The sequence below is a fragment of the Paenibacillus sp. Y280 genome (assembly GCF_056786335.1).
The window spans coordinates 1-21,975 of the sequence record NZ_JBXCIW010000024.1; the positions used below are offsets into that span (position 1 = coordinate 1).

The following is a 21,975-nucleotide window of genomic DNA, read 5'->3' on the forward strand; positions in this document are numbered from 1 at the left end:
CGTTACATTGCTAACTTTAATTCCGTTCGTGATCATTTTCTTCGCTTCTGCCAAATAGTTGATTGTACCTGCAGATCCCCATTGGCGATCAGCAAGAATCAGAGAATAAGCGATGTCAAGGTCTCCGTCAGTTGCGGAGTCGAAATGACCTTGGGCACCAGCGCTATCCGCTACAACCCAACCCATTAGATTAGCGTTGTTCGGGCTATTGAACGCTCTTGCTGTTTTGAATAGACCATCGTAGATCGTTCTAGCATTAGAATCGTAGCCTGCCATCAGAACAGTGATAATCATTCCATATCCTTGTCCTTCAGAGGTACCAAGCGGATCGTATCCGTCAGCGCTGCCAGTTATATCGCCTTTTACATAGTAACCGCCAGGCAATGATGCTAGGTTATTTCTTAGATGTGCGGATTTCCAGTAGTCATAATAAGAGGCAACCGAGCTATTCATAGAAGCCTGGCTCACATGATTAGGCTTAATAATGCCCGGGTAGCTTACTTGTTGTGGAAACGGTTTCAATTCACCTGCAGCATGAGCTGTCGGTTGATATTTAGCAGGCGCACCCAGCAGTGTAACAAGCATTGCTAGACAGAGAAGAATGAGGCCCATCAGTTTCGTCGTACTTTTGTTTGATTTTAAAGTGTTCAAATAAAATTCCTCCTTTTATTATGCTGCTGTAATCTACGACTCTATCCATAAAGCTCCTTTCCCTTTGATAAAAATCGTTAAGCACTTAACTAAATTTAAGCGCTTAAACTTAGGGGGTGAAAAGTAATTAGATTTTGAAAAAGGATTTGAGAAGAAACTGGCTGCACTTTACACGCATCTGTATCAACCAAGCTACTTTGTAACCCTCTACTCAATGAGAAATGGATTTATCCTTCTCCATGGCAGTAATTTAACACATATTTTTTAATAATGCTACTAAAAAAAAAAGCAATGAATAAACTTATATTGGAATAAATGTTTATAGAATTTAACCGCTTACATCGGATTTATACTCAGTCACATCTTTAAAAATTAAAAAAATCTTCCTATATCAATATTTTCAATAAGAAGTTGCCTTAAGGAGGATCATAAGTTATATAATCCGCCATTCGAAAATTGGGAATCCATCTATGAAATTCAAGTGCCTGGATATGGTTTATTGAAGATCGGGAACATACTTAAAATGGAATTTATTCCGTAATATTAAAGTAGGAATCCACATCGGTTAATAAGGAAAAAGGGCTCAAACACGCATGCAGCGTGGTTGAACCCAAAAGTTAATTTTCCTCTTTAAAATTTATCTCTACAACCTATTAAATCAGTTCTGATTTTTGAAGCAGTCTGTTTTTTTCTTTGTGATCGCCATCCCTGCAACTTCGAAAATATGAATTTAATCATTCTCTTAACACAATTCTCTAAAAAAACTTAACCCGGGTAATCCGTAATAACCCCATCCACCCCAAGACGCTTCATCCGCTCCATATCTCCATCGTTTTGGATCGTCCACGCGACCACTTTTCGCTTCCGGTCATGGATTGCCCGAACGAGCTTCTCGTCAAGCAGATCATGGGGGTAGTTAATATATGCCGCATAGGAAGTCAGCTCATCCAGAGCCTCATTCGATAAAGGGTGTTGATCCTCATGAATAAGTGCAGCGACAGGAATGTCGGGAAGCAGCTCGTGAATACGGCGCGTTGAGTCAAAATCATAGGATTGAATGACGATGCCTGCGCTGTTCTTCATTTTGCCCATACCCTTTAATCGACCATTGTCTTCAAACTGGCTATGATTAAGCTGAAGCTCGTATTGGCGCACAACGTCGGCCACCTTCTCTTCAATTTCTGGAAACAGCTTGGAATCCTTAATCTCAACGAGCATGCCCATCTTTCCCGCGAATCGTTCCATCACATCATGGAATGATAATATTTTTTCGTCCGCAGCATCAACAGCATCCGCACCCTCCGAACCCGCATTCATTCGTTGAAGCTCGTTCAACGTATACTCCTCCACAGAACCTGAATGCTCCGTCGTTCGATCCACCTTATCGTCATGAATGACGACGAGCTCTTCGTCCTTGCTCAGCTGAACATCAAATTCAATAAAGTCTGAGCCAAGCTTCTCGGCCTCTTCGAAGGCCGCCATCGTATTCTCAGGCGCATAACCGGAAGCTCCACGATGCGCGAAAATTAAAAATCCCTCCGGTGTATTGGGATTGGATGCAGATGCGAACAACGTCGCGCAGCACATCGAAAGCAAGAGCAATCCAATCCTGCGCCAAATAAAAGCTGGTTTCCGTCTTCCCATCATTCCACCTCCAGATATAAAACAACTGCTTATTAATGATGTCTCACGCAAAAACAGCCAAGGGTTCGTAGTCTAATTACATTAAACATACGGAGCACTTCCCGAAACAAAAAAAGGCCAGATCTGCCTTTGGCAAGGCTGATCCGACCTAGTTAACGACCTATTTAGCTCCGCATTCCTCACCCTGGAAAATCCGTAATGACCCCATCCACACCTAGCCTCTTCATGCGCTGCATATCCTTTTCATTACTCATTATTTTTGCGGCTGCTCCGCCGTCTTCAAGGAAACAACGACCTCCCGATCCGAGTCCACTCCCCTTGCATGAGGATTAAGCTTATAGCGCTTCATATGCTGATGCAGCAATGCTGCATGCTTTGCAATATCAACTTCAGCAATATCTACTGTAGAGGCTATTCCTGCGCTTCTTAGATTAACTGCCTTTATTATTGCAATTTTTAAACTTTACTTTGACCAACGTTCAAGCTTATGAATATTTCTAGTAAAGAGGCCAGTCAAAAATTTCGGAAACCCGAACTCTACCAGCTTTTGTTTGACTCTATCCTTCATTTGTTCTACCGTTAGGTTTGGCATCGTATAAGCGCCATTCTCGTAACAATGACTGCAAAATTTTATGCTTTTAGCTCCGTTTTTTTCAGTGCCGCCTTGTTTCTCGTCACGAGCTAGCGGCATGCCGCAGCTTTGGCAATTTTTATATGCCTTTTCCATCCTCTTCGCCCCTTAATCAACGACCGGTAGTTTTCCTTCATTATATATCATTAATTATAGGTCATCCATACCGTATTTCCCAAAGCCTCAAACCCCTGCTTAAACCAAAAGTTCCTTGATTTATCTAATGTATAAACATACATTTTTTTATTAGGGTATTTCTCTTTAACCCAATTAATAAAGAAAGCCGCATAGCCCTTGCCTTCAAAATCTTTCAACACATCCAACGCTTCAATGAATATGAAGTCCCTCTTGTTTTTGATCTCAATATAGAAATCCTTCTCTAAGTACTTCTCATCATCGCTAAAATAGTCCGTCTCCGCCTTCTGAATTAACTGTTTCCCATTCTCATATTCCCAAATAACACCGTATCCGACCATTTCTTGATCAGCTTCAATCATATAAATCTGCTCCGGCAGCTCCGAGCTGTCCTTCTTGCTCAATTCCCCTGCATGATAACCCGATTGTAATTCACTCAATAGTGTTTGTATCTCTTGATCAAATGGTTTTGCAACAATTGCAGGCATTTTACAGCTCCTTTTGCTATTTATAGCATGTATGGTCTCCAATGAAAAAGCAGGGCATGTAGCATTCCCTACCTCTCATCCTTTATGGTATATGGCTTTTTGTCCTTAATCGCCTTTAACAATAACCTATTCGTTTCCTTCCGTCAATCGAAGCAACATTTTATAAACGCTTATACACGCATCGCCTAAATATCGCAATAACTCGGCCAAATTCTATAATTATACAATTTTACCCCATCGTAAATAGAATATCCCCCTTCCCATCTCTCTCCATTCGTCCCATGATAATAGGAGGTACACAAAATCTTTACATATACAGAAGGGGAGGTGCGCCTTAAATTTTATTTAAAATGGGACGGCATCAGGAGGCCATTCCATACCTTTACACCGAACGCAGCCATTCAAGACACACTCACCGCTTTAATTTAGATTTTCCGCTCTCCTCCCGGTCATCGAAGAATCCCCTTCATTGAACCTTCCGGATCTATCCAACCAGCATGATAAGACATCAACACCCAGACATGCACATCAATTGGAATGATGCACTGTTCGACTATTACGAAATAGAGGTGATACGGTGAATTTTTTTGCTAAGAAGAAAAATTTGAAAATTTATATGCTGTTGCTAAGTTTTGTTCTACTGTTTACCACATTTGTTAATGCTTCTATATCCTATGCCGCTGAAAACGATCCCCCGAATCAAACAGACCCTTTTGCTCCGAAAAATTTGAGAGTTGTAGCTGATTCTATCACCGCTACTAGCGCGACTATAGCTTGGGACCATGTTGCTGAACTTGATGATATTGACGTTTGGTATGATACAGGCACCTATTACACATGGGGAAATAGCGGAAGCCGCAAACTTACTGATTTGAAACCCGAAACAACATATAAGATTTATATCACTTGGTATAAACAGAGGCCCGCTACGCTAAAAAGCAATGTTATCGAATTTACGACTTTAGCAGGTGACCCCGTGAAACCTCCTGCCGCAGGCGCTACGAATTTAAAAGTCGTCGAAGTTACGCATAATACCGTTTCCTTGTCTTGGGACCAAGCCCCCGGCATAAAAGATTATTGGATTTGGGATCAGAATAACAAATACATCTATTGGGCGAGCGGCAGCACCCAAACCGTTGGCGGCCTAACGCCAAATACCACCTATTCCTTTTATATCGGTCCCGACGGCATCCAAGCTCCAAATCTCACGCCTGAGCAAAAGAGCAACTTGGTCACCTTTACTACAACGGAAGATCAGAGCGAATACAAAGAGCCCCCATTAGCGCCTCCGCTAAATTTGAAGTTGTCAGCTGTAACAGATACTAGCTTGACCTTGAAATGGACGGGAAGTCCTGGCGCGGATGGTTATGATTTTTACGTGAATGGAAAATGGACATCCGGCGTTTGGGATGGTTCCACTAGCATTACATATACCATCCCAGGCACCGTAACGGGTTCGGTTTACTTCCAGGTTGGAGCGCAAAAGACCGTAAACAAGCTAACAACTGCATCGGAGAAAAGCAATAAGGTCAAGCTCACTTGGGGACAACTGGCTGCTCCGAGCGATGTTCAGGTCGTAACAGCGAACCGCACGACGGTTTCGCTCGGCTGGGCTCCTACGCCTGGTGCTGCAAGCTATGATATTTATCAAGACGGCGTACTAATCGGTTCAAGCGATACGAACCGCTTTGTCGTCAATAGCCTAAAGGAAGGCCAGTCCTACGCTTTCTCAGTGGCGGCCAAGAACAATCTATGGGAATCACCTAAGAGCGCTTCAATTAAGGCTGTACCGGGAAGCAATTATAACATCGTAACGTACTACACCTCTTGGTCTGTTTATGAGACAGCACGGAATTTCAAGCCGACTCAGGTAGATGTATCGCAGGTGACTCATATCAATTATGCCTTCGCAGATCTATGCTGGAAAAAGTACGGAACAGGCTCAACGGTTTGTGAGAACAAAGACATTCCGTTACAGAGCAGGTATGTGCATGACGGTGAAATCGTCATTGGCGATCACGACAACGATATAAAAAACTTTGAAACGTTTGCATCAATCAAAGATAATAATCCGCATTTAAAGATGATGGTATCGGTAGGCGGCTGGTCATGGTCCAAAAACTTCTCGAACATGGCGGCAACTGAGGAAACACGCCGCGTATTCGCTAACTCCGCTGTGAAATTCCTTCGGGCTTATGATCTAGATGGCCTCGACATCGACTGGGAATACCCGGTTGAGGGCGGGGAGACGCATAATAGCCGTCGACCAGAGGATAAGCAAAACTTCACGCTCATGATGCAAACCGTTCGTGAAGCTTTGGATGCAGCAGGCTCTGAAGACGGCAAGTATTACTTGCTGACGATTGCATCCGGCCAGGGCGACAATTTTGTCGTGAATGCGGATTTTGCAAATTCCGTCAGCTACCTGGATTTTATCAACATTATGACCTACGATTACAGCGGAAGCTGGGAGCTGCTGGCTCATCATAATGCACCGCTGTACGCAGATAAGAATCATCCGAGAGATACCGCTCCGCGCAACAACGTGAGAGGCGGAGCAACTGGCCATTTAAATGGAGGAGTACCTGCCTATAAGCTTGTGCTCGGCATTCCGTTCTACGGCAAAGGCTGGAGCGGCTGCCCCGCAAGCGGCGAATATCAGACCTGTACCGCCATTCCGCCCGGTTCGTGGGAAGCAGGTATCTTTGATTTCTCAGATCTGGAAAAAAACTACGTGAACAAAAACGGTTATGTCCGCAAATGGAACGAAGCTTCTAAAGCTGCCTATTTGTACAACAGTGTAAATGGTAATTTTATAACGTACAATGACCAAACATCGATGATCTACAACGCCTCTCTCGTCAAATCCTTGGATTTGGCTGGTGTAATGAGCTGGGATATTAGCGGTGACCGCAACAAAACGTTGTCCACACAGTTGGTGCATGATTTGCCAATTGACGGCTCCGTGAATGCTTCTGCCCTGCCTGCCCCATCCAACCTCGGAATTATTTCTAAAAGCGAAAACGAGCTGCAGGTGAAATGGGATGCAGTAACAGGAGCGACCGGCTACGAGGTGTATGTCAATAATCAATACACAGGCGCAACAAACGAAACCAATTATGCAGAAGGCTTGCTTACATCCAATACCGAATACAAGATTCATGTGCTTGCCATCGAGAAGAAGGATGATCGCGTGCTGAAGGTTTCCGCTGCGAGCCATGTCCTTGTCGCGAAAACGTCGGGATCGACTTCGAATTCCACTTCGCCAGGAGGCTCAACGCCGCCGCCTGCTAAGCCGAAGGATGAACTCGATGCAAGCATCACCAAAGACGGAAGCAAATGGACGATTGCTGTACAGGCGGACGCTGCTATTAAGTCAATCAATGCCTCCGATTCCTCGGCGTTTAAAGTAACGGCAAGCAAAGAGGCGAAGCAGGTCGATGTCCTCATTTCTAAAGCCGTTGTCGAAGCGATCGCCAAAAAAGGGGAGATGCCGGCATTGTCCATCGTCTGGAATAGCGTTACGTATGTCATACCGATTCATGCCATCCATCTCTTCGCCGATATGAAAATCTCGATCTCATCGACGGATGCGGGTACCGCTGGCAAGATCGAGCAATTATCGCAAGCCAGCGGTCTTAAGCTGCTTGCGATGCCGCTTGATTTTAAAATCGAACAGCTTAACTCGGATAATACGTATGTGGAAGTGACTGATTTTGGACAGCATACGTTCAGCCGCCTTCTCACCTTAAGCGCAAAGGATATCGACGCAAACCGGGCAACCGGCGTAGTCTATCTCCCAGGGTCAGATCAGTTCCGCTCCGTCCCTACCAAGTTCACTGCGAATTCGGATGGAACGGTAACCGCGGAATTAATAAGAAATGGAAACAGCGTCTATACCATCGTTGAAACGAATTTCAAATTTAATGATGTAACAGCGGAGTGGGCACGTAAAGATGTAGAGCGAGCAACCGCCAAGCTGATCGTCTCTGGAGAGACGGCGGATCGCTTCGGCGTGAACACCAGCATTACCCGTGCCGAGTTCATCTCCATGATCGTCAAAGGTTTAGGCATCTTGCCAGACTCGGCAAACAATCCGTTCAAGGATGTGGACAGCAATTCCAAGTATGCCGGAGATATTGCAGCGGCTAAGAAGCTCGGACTGATCAAAGGCGTAACCGAGGATTCCTTCAACCCTAACGGCTCTATAACCCGTCAGGATTTAACCGTCATACTCGCGAGTGCGCTGCAATATGCCGGCAAGTCGAAAGAAGCTGATGTCACGGTGCTTGAGCGCTTCAAGGATCAAGCTGCTATTTCCTCTTATGCCAAAGCATCGGCCGCGCTTATCGTAGAGCAGCAAATTATGCTAGGTGTATCTACGGATAAGTTTGCTCCTTTGTCCAAGGTGACGAAAGCCCAAGCAGCAGTTGCGGTCATGAGAACGCTTGATGCATTGAAATTAACCTAATAAATCTTCCCTCATGCATGACAATAGTAGACTGTAGATGAAAATAGGACGGAACAGATTGTTACATCTGCTCCGTCCTATTTCGTCTTTGAATCGTTATTCCTTGACTCCACCCGACGTCATTCCCGTTACGAGATGCTTCTGGAAGATGAACGAGATCAAGATCGGCGGCAGGCAGGCAAGCACCCCGCCAGTTGCGATCATACCGTAATCGACCCCATTTTTCCCGCTGAATTCAGCAATGGCTACTGGCACTGTTTTCGCATCGAGACTGGAAGTAAACAGCAGTGAAAAGAAAAACTCATCCCATGCAAACAGAAACGCGAATATGGCGGTAGCCAGCACTCCAGGTCGTACTATCGGAAAAATAATCAATCTGATCGTTTGAAACCTTGTACATCCATCCATGTAAGCGGCCTCGTAAAAGTCCTTGGACAGAAACTTCAGATAGCTTTGCATCACCCAAATGACATAAGGAATGACGAAAGTTAAATCGAGTAGAATCAACGACCATTTAGAATCCATCAATCCAAGCTTATTCAACACTGAGAACAAAGGAATAACGATTACGACTGAAGGAATCATGTAAGAAAAAAGAAATAAATAGAGCATTTTTTGCTTGAATCTGAACTGATACCTTGCGAAGGTATGTGCAGCAAGTCCTCCAATGATCAATGCCAAGAGCGTTGTGCATACGGCGACAATTAGACTGTTGAACATGGACACTCGGAAGGTGTAAGCCATATCATTGTCCGGATTTGCGAAAATATCGATGTATCTCTGGAACGTAATATGGCGTGGAATCCATTTCAACGGCACAGATGTCAGATCTACCTGATAAGATATGCTTGAAATAAAGAGCCAGATAAACGGAGCAAGCGTGCAGAAAGCTACCAGGACACCGAATAAATACTGTACAAGCCTAAATCCTTTGCTGCTTTTCATCCGGCTTCCTCCTCTGCCTTTAACACTTTGACATAAACAAAGCTGATTATGCCAATAATCATTGCGATGAGGAACGAGATCGTAGCCCCTATTGAAAAGTGCATATTGTTAAATGCTTGGATATAGGCTTGATACGTGAGTACTTTCGTCCCGTCCGAAGGTCCTCCCATGGTCAAGGCATAAATCAGGTCGAATACTTTAAACGCTTCCATCGTTCTCATGACAATCAACACAAGGATCGTCGACTTCAGATGCGGCAGAGTAAGAATGAAAAATCGCTGCAAACGACCCGCACCGTCCACATTAGCCGCTTCATAGATTGATTTGTTGCTCATTTGCAGCGATGCCAGCAGGAAGATAACAATCAGCGGAGTCATCTTCCAAACATCAGCCAAAATGACCATGTTCATCGCAAGCCAAGGCTTGCTTAACCAGGATTGATATTGCGGGATGATATGAAGTTGAGTCAGAAACGCATTCAAAGCCCCGTATTCCGGTTGATAAATCCATTTCCACATGGCACCGTTTACGATGGTCGGAACGGCCCAAGGCAAAATGATAATGGTACGCAAAACAGCGATGCCTCTAATGTTTTCGTTAAGCAGCAGCGCGATCAATATTCCAAACAGCAGCTCAAGGCTAATGGAAACAAAAGAGAAGTAGGCTGTTCTACCGAGCGATTCCCAGAAGCTGGCATCGGTAAGAACATTAAAATAGTTTTCCAAGCCTACAAATTCACCCATCGATTCGACGGTTAAGGACATGCTGTGAAGACTTAGTATGAACGTGTAGATCAGTGGAAAAAGTATTATACCGAATACCGCTAAAACAGCCGGAGTGATATTCAGCCAGGCATAGGTTTTATCACTCATTCTTCTCATGACATTGCCCTTTCCTTACCTCTTATTATTTACTTTCAGAAATTTGGGTCGCTTTTTGCTGCAATTCATCCAAGGCAGCCTGCGCCGAAACCGATCCGTTTAACACTTTGCTTACGGCAACCTGAGTTTCAGTGGAAAACTCACCGTACCATGGCACGATTGGACGGTTGACCAAATAGTCATATTGCGTTTTTGACAAGTTAACAAGGTCTGGATTTACAGCAATGACATCTTGATCCTCATAGAGCGATTTCCAAATCGGGAGAGCATCCTTCGCATGCTGCTTCTGGAAATTTTTATCCGCTAGAAATTGAATGTATGTCCATGCTGCATCGGCATGCTTGCTGCCTTTCGTAATCGCAAGTCCCATACCGCCATTAACGGTTGCGCTTGCTTTTTTGGATGTTCCTGGGCTAAGCGCAATTCCCACCTTGCCAACAACCTGCGATTTACTCGCATCACCGTTCGCCAGGTTAAACATGTAAGTCCAGTTCAAGGCAAAAGCCGCTTTGCCGCTGGTGAATACGCCTGTAACGTCATCTTCCAAATACTCAATCGAGCTCGGATTAGTCAATCCGTCTTTAATCGATTGCGCCATGAAATTAATCGCTTCTACGTTAGCCGGATCATTTACGGTAGCCTTGCCGTCCGTTATCAAATGTCCTCCAAATGCTTCCGTAATGGAAGTCACATCGCACACTAGAGCTTCAGCTTGCTTCCATGTTGCAACGAGCGGGAACTCCACAATATTTTTTTCTTTCAGCACTTTTGCTTGAGCTAATAGTTCGTCCCAGGTCGCTGGCGGAGCATCGAAGCCTGCTTGTTGAAGCATTTCTTTGTTGTAAAATAAGTAGCGCGTATCGTTCAGCCAAGGCATGCCATACAACTCGTTGTCATAGGTAACCGAGTCTAGCGCCCCTTGAAAAATATCGGTACGGTCATCTGCAGGCAGCTTATCCGAGACGTTTTTGATAATTCCCGCTTTTGCGAACTTCGCTGTCCATGGAGCATCGATCAGAACAACATCATAGCTGCTGCCGCCGGTAATAATTTTTTGCTCCAGAGACTCATAGGAAACAAAAGTCGGCTCCACTTTAATGTTCGGATTCAATTTCATGAATTCCTCAGTAGCCGTCTGAGTCGCCTCTTCGCTGTATCCGGCTTGCTTCATAAAAATCGCCTTCAAAGTTACCTGATCCCCTGAATTTCCCTCTTTGCTCGAACATGCGCTCAAAGCTCCCGTACTCAATAGAACAGTTGACATTACAATTGCAAGCTTCTTGTTCATTTGACTTCCTCCTCTATACTTTTCCTTGTATTTGTAGAAAAGCGTAAGCAATCGCACCAATTGCACAGTCTTTCTTGCCAAGCAAAGCCAACTCTATTGTTGTCTCAATCGGCGTAGAATGACTTACTCTTTTCTTAATACCATTTAAAATCGGACCTAATGACTCGGAAATTTCCCCGCCAATGATGACTTTTCAGGAATGAGAAGGCTTACAATATTTGAAATACACATTGCCTGTGCTAGCCCCTAAAATTAAAGCGCTTTCACTAAAGGCAGCACAATTGACATCGTTGTTGAAAAATAACGGAAAGCATGTTTGTTCGACGCCAAAACTAACTAAGATCAATATAAATTGCAAGTGCTTACATTGTCAATAACAATTTAAATGCATCGATCAGGAGATAGCAAAACGCCAATTTTTCAAACAAAAAAAGAGGGGCAAGCTGCCCCTCCTGCTGTTCCCTATGCCATTACATTCGAGCATTTCAACCTAAGCCTCATCATCTTGGCGAATTGGTTTCTCATATTTATTAAACTGTCCCATTGTATTCGAGGCTGTGCCTATAAATTCATAACCGCAGCTCTTATAAAAAGCGTTCAGCTGCGCGTTATTTGCAATGCAATCAAGGCGAATGCGGTCTTTGCCTGGAAAATGAATGCCGGAATAGGCCCAATGGACAATGGCCTCACCCAAGTTTTTTCCCGAAGCTTCACGATTAATATTAAGACGGTGCAGATAGATCGAGGATGCATGACCCTCATCTCCCCAAAGCTCAACGTCCCAAGCGCTCGCACGCTGCATAAGCATTACCATGCCTGCCAAGATGCTTCCTTGCATGAATATATATACTTCGCCGCGTTTAATGGCCTCCGGTGTCTGATGGGAATCCTCGCCTCTCAGCAAGCTGTTCCACTGCGTGGAGCCTTTGCTCTTCAACCATTCTGCGGTGCGAACGAGCAGCTGCAATACGGCCTCTGTATCCTCAGGCCGCGCTTGAAATACGTTGATATCCGAATGAATAACTCCAATAGAATCAGTACGAGGAAAGGTTTGCATGATCATTATCCTCCGAATGGCTATATGCTCCCTTTATTATATCCTGATCTTCATTCGTTTCGCCATTTTAACGATTCATTCATGCGTACAATAGCAAAAGGGCTATCCGCATGTTGGATAGCCCTTCTTCATAAACCCTTGTTATTTGGCAGTTACTCCGCCATCTACTGGCAGCTCAACGCCTGTAATATAAGCAGACTCATCAGAAGCCAAGAACAGGACGGCTTCAGCCACTTCGGATGCACGACCCACTCTAGGCAGTGCCGTCTGAGACAAGAACCATTGCAGCATCTGTTTGTTATTCACGAAATCCGCACTCATTGGCGTTTCAATAAAGCCTGGGTGAACCGAATTGACGCGAATATGATCCTTGCCAAAATCGACAGCCGCCGCTTTCGTCAACATACGGACAGCGCCTTTGGAAGCCGTATACGCCCCCGCACCGCTGCTGCCTGTTAGACCTGCAATCGACGAAATATTGACGATTGAGCCGCCATTGTTAGCTTGCATATGTGGAATGACATATTTCATGCCAAGGAAAGTGCTGGTTAAGTTAATGCTCATGACTTTATTCCATTGATCAACTGTCGTATCAAGAAGTCCAACAGCAAGAGAGATTCCCGCATTGTTTACTAAGATGTCCACTTTGCCGTAAGTTTTAATCGTATTCTCGACGACACTGATCCATGCTTCTTCCGAACTGACATTGTGCGCATAGGCTGCAGCTTGTCCGCCGCCAGCTTCAATTTCCTTCACAACGGCTTGCACAGCGGCTTCGTTAATATCTGTTGCGACAACCGTTGCTCCCTCTTTTGCAAACAAAAGAGCTTCTTCGCGCCCCATGCCACTACCTGCTCCAGTAATAATTGCGACTTTCCCAGTAAGACGAGTCATGTGTAAGTCCCCTTTGGTGTTCAATATTTTAAATGATGATGAAATTAATTATCAAGTGATAGTATCACTATCACTATGATATAAATCATATCACACTCTTTAAGAAAGCTCAATTCCTTCCTTGCTTAAAGGATAACCAATCGATATACTACATGTAATTGAAATAGCTAAGCTGAAAGGATTTAACCTCTTATGGATCCAAAAGAAAGATACGAGAAAGAACGTTTTGAAGGCAAGCAGCAGCGCCAATTCACCGTTCTCGAAGCCGCAGAGCGCGTATTTAATCAAAAGGGAATCGAAAAAACGACGATGCAGGATATTGCGACGGACGCGAATATTGGCATCGCAACGCTGTTTCGGTATTTTCCAAAAAAAGAAAAGCTGATCGTTGCGGTCGCTACCAAGCTGCTTGAGCCGATGCTCCATCGTTTTCAATATGTCGCTGAGCTGCCCTTGTCATGCCTCGAACAGCTCGAAATTTTGTTTGATTTCTTTATCGAGGATCAAAATCATTCGAGCATTAAATTTATGGTCGATTTTGAAAGCTATGCCTCCCACTCGTCCGAGCCTTTAGAGGATATACACAATATCAACGCAATGAATCGCATGATATCGAGCGAGTATTCGAAAATCATTCAAAATGGCATGGAGGATGGATCGATTCGTTCCGACCTTCCGGTTAAGGAGACATTAACGACTCTCATCAACACATTTGGACTTTTTTCAAAAAAATTATCGCTGCAAAAAAACATTCTCCTGCTCGAATCTGATTTGGAAAACGATCATCAGCTAGCTATCCTAAAAAAAATATTTATGGAATACCTGAAAGCCTAAATAGCAGGCAAGCTCCTTGCCTCTATATGATTTGCCGTGATCTCGTTATTTAAACAAAAACAAGTCAGGGAGGAATGCTGTTCCTCCCTGACTTGTTTATTTATTTTGCTTATAAATTACGTTATTGCTTCGCTTGCATTTCCATTAATTTGACGATTACGGATGCCGCTTCGCCTCGGTTCATCGCTTTCTCCGGACGGAAGGATCCATCCTCATAGCCTTTGATAATGCCTTGGCTAACAAGCGTATTCAAGGAGCTGACGGCCCAATCAGAAACATTCGATTGATCGACGAACTTCGTTTTCTCTTCGTTCTCGGTCTTCAGCTTTAAAGCCCGAACGAGAATAACCGCCATCTGTTCCCTAGTAATCTTTTGCTTTGGAGCAAAGCTCGAGTCGCTTACCCCTTGAATGATTCCTAGCGTAGCAGCGGTTTGGACTGCTTCCTCGGCCCAGTGGCCGTTCAGATCGCTAAAGGAAGGACCACCCGTACCCTTCAGTTGAAGAGCTTTCACGAGTAGGACAACAAACTCTGCACGTGTCATCTCTTTTTCCGGCTTAAACGTCTGATCAGGATAACCGCTAATTACGTTTAGCGCGCTCAGCTTCTCAACTGCTCCTTTGGACCAGTGCTCGGATAGATCCTCAAACTTTACAGGTGCTGCTGGAGGCTCAGTTGCTGGCTTCTCTGGTGTTACCGGCGGCACAATTGGTTTTTCTGGCTTGATATCAGGTTTTGGTGTCGTCGGTGGGTTCAACACCGTACCTCCATCGTCCCCAGTGCCACTGGATGGAGATTTAACATTAATTTTTACCTCAGCCGTATTAGAGTCGGAAATGCCATCATTTACCTTATAGGTAAATTTGTCCTCTCCGGTAAAGCCTGCGTTTGGCTCGTAGTTGAAGTATCCATAAACGGCATCTGTTACTGTCAATTTTCCGGATGTCGGCTGGGTGACGATCGTGAAGTTGAGCGCATCATTATCCTTATCGCTCGCTTTCATCTGGCCTGTCAATTTCTTGTCCTTCTCCATTTTAAGCTGAACATTCGTCGCATCTGGCTTATTGTTCTCCTCAATATAAATGATTGCAATGGCTTCATTAGTCCGTCTTGTACCGTCGCTAATTTGGAAAGTGATTACGTCTTTGCCAGTCTTAGTAGAATCAGCTTTGTACACAAATGACCCATAAGTTGCTTCGGTTACGGTTACTTGTCCTTTTTCCGGAAGCCTTACCAGACTGACTTCAAGAACATTATCCCGTTCATTTTTGTCTACCGCGTCGGAGAATGTTCCGTTAAACGTTCCGCCTTGTCGAATCGTATATTCCAGATCTAATGCAGTCCAATCTCCTGTGCTGGGCGCATTTTCTGTTATATTTACGGTAACTATCCCTTCAGGTGATTCGTTCTTCCCGTCTGTAACACTGTAAGTAAAATAATCAATTCCTTTTTGTCCACCTGTAGGCACATATTTAAATGCACCAGTGGATGCATCAGTCAATACGATCGTTCCCTTGCCCGGCTGCGTGAGCAGTTTAAACGAGAGCTTGTCGCTGTCTGCATCCTCCACCTTCATCATTCCGCTCAATTCTTTTCCTGGAGCAACCGTATACTCGCCGCGTAGCGCCTTCGGTGCATGATTTTTGATTACCGTTACGCTGACATGAGCTTCGTTTGAATACGCTTTGCCGTCATAAGCCCGGTAAGTAAATTGATCAGCACCGTTGTAATCGCGGCTTGGTGTATAGACGAAATCTCCTGTTTGATTGTCAACGGTTAGAGAACCGTTTTTGGGCTGAGCAACGATCTGATACGTTAACGGGTTTTGATCTTGATCGGCAGCCGATAGCTTGCCGCTATATGCCTTGTTCTGATCTGTCTTCACCGATAGATCATTGCTGACAGGTATTTCATTGTCATTAATCAAAAACTCAGTAAGGTCGAGGGGACGATTCGTAATCCGAATCTCATTGATTGCCCCGTTAAATGCTCTTTCAAATTCATTGTTGTAATGGTACGCTCCGACGATCCACGGTACGAATTTGCCGTTTTTCTGAGCTGTCGCTAGTCCAACCGAGTCTGGACCTTCGTCATTCGTCAGTACCGGGGAGCCATTCACATACATTAATGTCTTCTTCGTATCATTTACGACAGCAACGTGAATCCAGTCGAAGAACATCTCGCCCGACCAGTTGGTCCTCAGTTCATCTTTAGTGTGCGGGTAAGCTGCCCACTGCAGCTGCTTTAGGTTAGAAATAGATAAGGTAGCGAGAGGTTCTTCATTGTCTCCTTCTGGGTCTTTTTTCCCTCCATCCTTACCCGTCCCTCCGCGTCCAAGTATGCCCATCCAACCATTTTTACTCCCGTCAAAGTTGCTGTTAATACGGAAATACGCTTCTATTGTATAGCCATTTTGGAAAGTCATGGCATTTAAAGGCGCATCGTCAGACGTCCTTAAATAAGACAGCTCTTGCGGAAATTTACCATAGGTTGAAATTTCTAAGCTGCCCTTGCTTTTGGAATACGGAGATTTATCATCCGTCCATTTCATATCAATGTCTGGTACATCCGCTTGGATAAGGTCAACTCGCTGCAGATCATTGCCGTTGCCGGATAAATCCTTTACGTTGAAGGAACCGTCAGCCGGCTTTTCGAATTTCCAATGCGCGACCTCTCCGTTTCCATCCGAGGCACCGCGAACGTCAATCGTAACCGTTTTGATCTCAGAATCTATGAATCCGTCGTTTGCCTTAAATGTGAATGTATCCTTGCCTGCTGCGCCTGCAGGAGCCGTGTACAGGAACGCTCCAGTCGCAGTGTCCACAAGCTTGACCGTGCCTTTCGTTGGCGCAGTGACAATGGAGTAGGTTAGCTTGTCCACGTCTGGATCTGATGCTTTCAGCTTGGCGCTCAGCGTTTTTCCTTCAGCAGTGCTGTAATTTACATCAGACGCTTGCGGTGCTCTGTTTTGCGAATCCCAGATCCCTTTGAAGCGCTCTTTAAAGTTCATGTTCATAGTAAATTGGTTATTCGAATCGGTCATTTCTTCAAGATCATAGGTTTCATCGCGCGTATCCACAGGCATATTCATGACCCAAGGCGAGAATGTTTTAGCAGAAATCGTTCCTGCATCCAGATTGAACTCCATCGTTCGCATAATGCCGTTGCCGCCCATGTAATAGCCTTGATAATCAATAACGGACATTAATACGTCATGGCCTTTGTCGTTCTTTTTGACCATTTGAGCTGTACCGTGATGGTGACCGTTGAGGGTGAGAAAAATTTGGTCGTTGCTTTTAATCAATTGATCCCACAAATATTGGCCATTCTCTGTCATAACCGCCGTTTTCCCATCGCTTTTGATATTCAAAAGCTGGTGAGTTGCCAAAATTGTTGGTTTGTCGGTGTTGTCTTTCATGACCTGGTTAGCCCATTTTATCGTTTCAGTTCCCGCTCTCCAGTCAATAAACAGAACCAAAAATGTTTTTCCAGCGCCTTTAAACGTATAGTAGGAGCTATAGCCCTTCGGCGACGATCCTTGATAGCCAGGCTTATTGCTCATACGTGTTGCTGGCTTGAAGTATTGATTAAAGAACTTATTATATTGGTCATTATCATCTCGACTATCGTCGTCAAACCGTTCGTCAATATCGTGATTTCCCGCTGTATAACCATAAGGAGCTCCCGCATCGTCCAAAATCTTCATCGCTTCATCGGCACTTTTCCATTCACTCTCTACCGTGCTTCGATCAACGATGTCGCCTAAGTGCGTAGTGAATGCGATATTCTCGCTATATTGATACTTTTTTATCCATTCCGTTTGGGAATTATAAATTTCCGGTTTGTATCTGGAATACATTTGCGTGTCGGGAAGAACCGCAATTTTAAAAGAGCGATCGGCAGCTGAAGCTACTTGGTTCTCCTTCATGCCCGAAATAGGAAGCAATGCGATTTGCAGCAAAATGACGAGGGATAGCAACACCTTCGTTAATCTCTTTTCTAATAACAACATAAGCCTTATCTCCACCTCTATCTTTCTTCTGATGTTTGGTTCCAGCGTATACATCAATCTTTTTAGAAAAACAAACGCTCTATCGACCAAAAAGCGCCAATTAATGCAATGACAGTCGACACTGCTATTAATCCTGACTTCTGGTAGGAGCTGCGTTGCCACAGATTTAACAGGGGCAGCAGCAACAACACTAAAGTAATCTGCACAAGCTCAATGCCCACATTGAAGCTTATTAGCGAAACCGCCAAATGGGATTTTGGAATCTCCATTTCGCCTAATATTCCAGCGAAACCTAAGCCATGAAATAAGCCGAATAGGAATGTAATTAGAGCTCTATGCGAAATTTTTTCGCGAAATAGATTTTCAACAGCAACAAAACAGATACTAAGTGCAATAATAGCTTCAACCCAGCGAGACGGAACCGATACGATACCCATTACCGCCAAGGATAAGGTAATACTGTGCGCAACAGTAAAGGCAGTTATAATGGCAGCATATTGTTTAAAGCTTTGTTTTCTCAGAAGCAGCGCCAGCAAAAACAATAGATGGTCGTAGCCCGTAAGAATATGCTCTGCTCCAAGTAAGAGAAAATCAAACCAACCGCTGTGCGAGCCAGACCCACCTGATCCTGCCGCTGGATCTCCCAACATCACCTCCCAGTGTCGTGAACTTCCCTTCAATACCGTTTCACTAACTTGGTTGCCTTCTTTAAAAACGAGCAGATTCGTATAATTCGGACTGTTTTCTGTGTACATGGAATCGTCTAAGCTAATTTCTTGTCCACTTTTCACGTCTGAAAATTGATAAATGGCTCTAACCATCGTTAGCCCTTCAGATCGCCTATCTTCAAGCTCCATGCTCGTCAACTGTCCTTGTTGCTCGACGCCATCGACTTTAAGCACAATTTTTTGACGAATCCACTCATTAATTTCATCTTGCGATTCGCGTAGCTTTTGTCTATCTAATAAACCCACATCAGTTGATTCAGTGACAGACAACAAGTCGATAGAATACGCCAATTCGATACCGCTACCGTTATGAGTTATTGTGCTGTAGCTTACGCTCAATGGGTGAGCGAGCGTATGCGACGGATAACACATGAATAGTAAAAATATCGATAAACCAGCCATCATGATCATTGTCGATAATCGTTTCAATCTCAGTCCTCACATTCTAATGTTGAATTATTAGCTGGCTTCCACATGGGCAGTGACAGTATTATATTGCGTCACTTTTGTAAGGGGAATATTAACATCGGCAATAAAATTGTGTAAAAATCGTAGTTAAACAAAAAGAACAGTCCTGAAACGGGCAAAAACAAACATTCATCTCGCATTGTTTGACTCCTGTAAAGGTGGCATTTGTATGATTGAATGTTAAAAAGGACGAAGCAGGGTTTATCCTGATTCGTCCTTTATGGTTTACTCCCTAATAAATAAGTTCCAAAACAATCACGTTTACGGAATAAGCCAATGCCCATCGTTATCATGTAGCCCCATACGTTAAAGTTTTCCTTGCGCAGCTCGATATCGTTGACCGACTCTTTCCAGTCGTAAATATTTTCCCAAACGTGAGAAACCCTCTGAAATACAGCCGCTAGGAAAACGCAGAAACGTAGGATGCAGGTCGACGAGCGCATTCACTAAATCTTTTCTCAAAAAAAGAAACTTCTGCTTTTCGCTAACAGAAGTTTCTTCGATTAAAGAGTCATAGCTTGCCCATGCCTGGCTAAATACTCTTCCTTTTCTTTATAATCCGGCATAATGCTGCCGACGCGTCTCCAAAATGATCGATCATGATTCATATGAAGCAGATGGCATAGCTCATGAATGATGACATAATCGATCACTTCAATTGGAGCCATTGCCAGTCGATAATTAAAGGTTAGCTTTTTGCTCGAGCTGCAGCTTCCCCACTTCGTCCTCGACTCTTCTACTTCAATGGATTTTGGCTTTACTTTCAACTGATTTTGATAGATCTTAATTCGTTCACCAATAATCTTCTTACAGCTTGTGAAATAAAATTTCTTAAGATTCTTCTTTAGTTCGTCTTCGTCCAACTCTCCGGTGTCGATTAACTCATGTAGATAATACTCTTTTCCAAGATGGAGAAACTTTCCTTGATCCTGATATTCTCTAGTCTTCGGCTTATTTCGAGCCTCCGCAAGGACATTTAATTTCTCTAAAATCTTCTTTCCATGATGCTCCACAGCTCTAATAATACTCTCTTCACTTGTTGCATTGGGAGCTTTAACGGTTAAAAAGCCTAAAGAGTCTATTTGAATGGACAGTTTCCCTCTATTTCCGTATTCAACATTAAATTCTATCGTTTGATTTTCAAACTCAATTTTCATAAACACCATCGTTTCCATTGGGCTATTTCCAAATCACACTAAAACAGATGAAAGAGTGCAGGATCAAGGACTTCCCCTTGGTTCCCTTCTCTTCCTCTATTTTAGCATGACTACATTTTGTTTATAATGGAAGCAACAAATAAAAGGGGCTGTCCAAAAAGTGTTCGCACGGAATTTCGCTAGCCTATAATCTCATGAAGCAAGCAACCATTGACCTGAATAGAAAAATAGCGGAACAGGAATAGCTCCCTGTACCGCTATTTTTTCACGCACTTTCAACATTTCAATTCAAAGCGAGCTATCTTCCCAGTGGGCATACTACTTCTGGGGCAGCCCCTTGTTAGCTTTTAAGAGCCATATACCTCGAAATCAAAGAGCGAATATCCATATGCAGTGCCTCTTGCTGTACCTAGTACACGCACATATCTACCGTTTGCAGCAGTAAACGTAATATCGTCAATCGCTCCATTGCCGGTTGTTGTTGTAAATGCATCAGTCCATGTGGATGCATCATTGGATACTTGGATTTTGTAGCCCTTTCCGTAAGCAGCCTCCCAGTTTAATTTCACTCGGTTTACGCTTTGAGATGTGCCAAGGTCTACATAAATCCATTGGTTGTCGCTTCCTTCAATGCTTGCCCATCTTGTTGCAGAATTGCCGTCCGTCGCTTTGGAAGCTTCGAAGCCTGCTCCTTCTACCGAGCTGGCTGCTGTCGTCTTGCCTAGAGCAAGATTGGAGCCTGATGAAGCTGCACTTGTTGTAGCGGTTGCTGTGCTGCTGTTTGCCGATAGGTTGCCCGCAGCATCAATTGCTTTTACCGTGTAGCTATAAGCCGTGGATGCCGTTAGACCCGTATCGTTAAAGGTTGTGCCAGTTGGTGTGCCAACTTGAACGCCGCCGCGGAAAACACGGTATCCCGTTACGCCAACGTTATCGCTCGAAGCTGCCCAGCTTAAGTTGATTTGGCTGCTGGATGCTGCTGTTGCAGTTAGGCTGCCAGGTGCGGTTGGAGCTTGTGTATCTGCCGATCCGCCACCACTGCCATATACTTCGAAATCAAAGAGTGAATATCCATATGCAGTGCCTCTTGCTGTACCTAGTACACGCACATATCTACCGTTTGCAGCAGTAAACGTAATATCGTCAATCGCTCCATTGCCGGTTGTTGTTGTAAATACATCGGTCCATGTGGTTGCATCATTGGATACTTGAATTTTGTAGCCTTTTCCGTAAGCAGACTCCCAGTTTAATTTAACTCGGTCAACGCTTTGAGCTGTGCCAAGGTCTACATAAATCCATTGGTTGTCGCTTCCTTCAATACTTGCCCATCTTGTTGTTGAATTGCCGTCCGTCGCTTTGGAAGCCTCGAAGCCTGCTCCTTCTACCGAGCTAGCTGCTGTCGTCTTGCCAAGAGCAAGGTTTGAGCCTGTTGAAGCTGCACTTGTTGTAGCGGTTGCTGTGCTGCTGTTTGCCGATAGATTGCCTGCGGCATCAACTGCTTTTACCGTGTAGCTATAAGCCGTGGATGCCGCTAGACCCGTATCGTTAAAGGTTGTGCCAGTTGGTGTGCCAACTTGAACGCCGCCGCGGAAAACGCGGTACCCCGTTACGCCAACGTTGTCGCTCGAAGCAGACCAGCTCAAATTGATTTGGCTGCTGGATGCTGTTGTTGCATTCAAACTGCCTGGAGC

General features: G+C 44.4%; 15 protein-coding genes and 1 pseudogene. 2 read left to right on the forward strand and 14 right to left on the reverse strand.

The window, feature by feature from the left end:
* The 4 genes from AC1TPC_RS22470 to AC1TPC_RS22485 form a co-directional block, all read right to left on the reverse strand.
* The coding region (locus AC1TPC_RS22470) for a glycosyl hydrolase family 8 (protein WP_482069032.1) at window positions 1-651 on the reverse strand (651 nt) is incomplete at its 3' end.
* A 765-nt stretch (window positions 652-1,416) separates the two neighbouring features.
* Window positions 1,417-2,298, reverse strand: coding sequence for a glycerophosphodiester phosphodiesterase (locus tag AC1TPC_RS22475; protein WP_482069033.1), 882 nt, complete (start codon window positions 2,296-2,298; stop codon window positions 1,417-1,419).
* 460 nt (window positions 2,299-2,758) lie between these two features.
* Window positions 2,759-3,022 (reverse strand): zinc ribbon domain-containing protein, encoded by a 264-nt coding sequence (locus tag AC1TPC_RS22480; protein WP_482069034.1) that lies wholly within the window; start codon window positions 3,020-3,022, stop codon window positions 2,759-2,761.
* Window positions 3,023-3,072: 50 nt separating this feature from the next.
* Complete coding sequence (locus tag AC1TPC_RS22485; protein ID WP_482069035.1) at window positions 3,073-3,501, reverse strand: GNAT family N-acetyltransferase; 429 nt, start codon at window positions 3,499-3,501, stop codon at window positions 3,073-3,075.
* 625 nt (window positions 3,502-4,126) lie between these two features.
* Here AC1TPC_RS22485 and AC1TPC_RS22490 point away from each other — a divergent pair.
* Complete coding sequence (locus AC1TPC_RS22490; protein WP_482069036.1) at window positions 4,127-8,020, forward strand: glycosyl hydrolase family 18 protein; 3,894 nt, start codon at window positions 4,127-4,129, stop codon at window positions 8,018-8,020.
* 96 nt (window positions 8,021-8,116) lie between these two features.
* Here AC1TPC_RS22490 and AC1TPC_RS22495 read toward each other — a convergent pair whose 3' ends face one another.
* The 5 genes from AC1TPC_RS22495 to AC1TPC_RS22515 all read right to left on the reverse strand — a co-directional run bounded on the left by AC1TPC_RS22495 (window position 8,117) and on the right by AC1TPC_RS22515 (window position 13,085).
* Window positions 8,117-8,965: a carbohydrate ABC transporter permease gene (locus AC1TPC_RS22495; protein WP_482069037.1), complete on the reverse strand. Its 849-nt coding sequence runs from the start codon at window positions 8,963-8,965 to the stop codon at window positions 8,117-8,119.
* Window positions 8,962-9,846, reverse strand: a complete 885-nt coding sequence (locus tag AC1TPC_RS22500; RefSeq protein WP_482069038.1) for a carbohydrate ABC transporter permease — start codon at window positions 9,844-9,846, stop codon at window positions 8,962-8,964. The genes AC1TPC_RS22495 and AC1TPC_RS22500 overlap by 4 nt, the downstream gene beginning before the upstream one ends.
* A 25-nt stretch (window positions 9,847-9,871) precedes the next feature.
* A complete protein-coding gene (locus AC1TPC_RS22505) occupies window positions 9,872-11,134 on the reverse strand; it encodes an extracellular solute-binding protein (protein WP_482069039.1) in 1,263 nt (420 codons plus the stop codon).
* Between the two features lie 490 nt (window positions 11,135-11,624).
* Complete coding sequence (locus AC1TPC_RS22510; RefSeq protein WP_482069040.1) at window positions 11,625-12,191, reverse strand: GNAT family N-acetyltransferase; 567 nt, start codon at window positions 12,189-12,191, stop codon at window positions 11,625-11,627.
* 141 nt (window positions 12,192-12,332) lie between these two features.
* A complete protein-coding gene (locus tag AC1TPC_RS22515; protein WP_482069041.1) occupies window positions 12,333-13,085 on the reverse strand; it encodes an SDR family NAD(P)-dependent oxidoreductase in 753 nt (250 codons plus the stop codon).
* Between the two features lie 192 nt (window positions 13,086-13,277).
* On the opposite strand from AC1TPC_RS22515, the gene AC1TPC_RS22520 reads away from it, so the two are divergent.
* Window positions 13,278-13,919 (forward strand): TetR/AcrR family transcriptional regulator, encoded by a 642-nt coding sequence (locus AC1TPC_RS22520; protein WP_482069042.1) that lies wholly within the window; start codon window positions 13,278-13,280, stop codon window positions 13,917-13,919.
* A 121-nt stretch (window positions 13,920-14,040) separates the two neighbouring features.
* On the opposite strand, the gene AC1TPC_RS22525 is transcribed toward AC1TPC_RS22520, so the two are convergent.
* The 5 genes and pseudogenes from AC1TPC_RS22525 to AC1TPC_RS22545 all read right to left on the reverse strand — a co-directional run bounded on the left by AC1TPC_RS22525 (window position 14,041) and on the right by AC1TPC_RS22545 (window position 21,963).
* A complete protein-coding gene (locus AC1TPC_RS22525) occupies window positions 14,041-17,931 on the reverse strand; it encodes an Ig-like domain-containing protein (RefSeq protein ID WP_482069043.1) in 3,891 nt (1,296 codons plus the stop codon).
* Between the two features lie 62 nt (window positions 17,932-17,993).
* A complete protein-coding gene (locus AC1TPC_RS22530; RefSeq protein WP_482069044.1) occupies window positions 17,994-19,088 on the reverse strand; it encodes a HupE/UreJ family protein in 1,095 nt (364 codons plus the stop codon).
* Window positions 19,089-19,399: 311 nt separating this feature from the next.
* A pseudogene (locus AC1TPC_RS22535) lies at window positions 19,400-19,589 on the reverse strand (hypothetical protein); the annotation flags it as partial.
* 41 nt (window positions 19,590-19,630) lie between these two features.
* Window positions 19,631-20,284 (reverse strand): M48 family metallopeptidase, encoded by a 654-nt coding sequence (locus AC1TPC_RS22540; RefSeq protein WP_482069095.1) that lies wholly within the window; start codon window positions 20,282-20,284, stop codon window positions 19,631-19,633.
* 347 nt (window positions 20,285-20,631) lie between these two features.
* Window positions 20,632-21,963, reverse strand: a complete 1,332-nt coding sequence (locus tag AC1TPC_RS22545) for a discoidin domain-containing protein (protein ID WP_482069096.1) — start codon at window positions 21,961-21,963, stop codon at window positions 20,632-20,634.
* Window positions 21,964-21,975 lie beyond the last annotated feature (12 nt).

What these genes read in the sequence shown, in the direction of transcription:
- AC1TPC_RS22520 (WP_482069042.1), top strand. Translation starts at nt 13,278, where the DNA reads ATGGATCCAAAAGAAAGATACGAGAAAGAACGTTTTGAAGGCAAGCAG.
- AC1TPC_RS22505 (WP_482069039.1), bottom strand. Translation starts at nt 11,134, where the DNA reads ATGAACAAGAAGCTTGCAATTGTAATGTCAACTGTTCTATTGAGTACG.
- AC1TPC_RS22510 (WP_482069040.1), bottom strand. Translation starts at nt 12,191, where the DNA reads ATGCAAACCTTTCCTCGTACTGATTCTATTGGAGTTATTCATTCGGAT.
- AC1TPC_RS22480 (WP_482069034.1), bottom strand. Translation starts at nt 3,022, where the DNA reads ATGGAAAAGGCATATAAAAATTGCCAAAGCTGCGGCATGCCGCTAGCT.
- AC1TPC_RS22495 (WP_482069037.1), bottom strand. Translation starts at nt 8,965, where the DNA reads ATGAAAAGCAGCAAAGGATTTAGGCTTGTACAGTATTTATTCGGTGTC.
- AC1TPC_RS22525 (WP_482069043.1), bottom strand. Translation starts at nt 17,931, where the DNA reads ATGTTGTTATTAGAAAAGAGATTAACGAAGGTGTTGCTATCCCTCGTC.
- AC1TPC_RS22515 (WP_482069041.1), bottom strand. Translation starts at nt 13,085, where the DNA reads ATGACTCGTCTTACTGGGAAAGTCGCAATTATTACTGGAGCAGGTAGT.
- AC1TPC_RS22475 (WP_482069033.1), bottom strand. Translation starts at nt 2,298, where the DNA reads ATGATGGGAAGACGGAAACCAGCTTTTATTTGGCGCAGGATTGGATTG.
- AC1TPC_RS22500 (WP_482069038.1), bottom strand. Translation starts at nt 9,846, where the DNA reads ATGAGAAGAATGAGTGATAAAACCTATGCCTGGCTGAATATCACTCCG.
- AC1TPC_RS22540 (WP_482069095.1), bottom strand. Translation starts at nt 20,284, where the DNA reads ATGAAAATTGAGTTTGAAAATCAAACGATAGAATTTAATGTTGAATAC.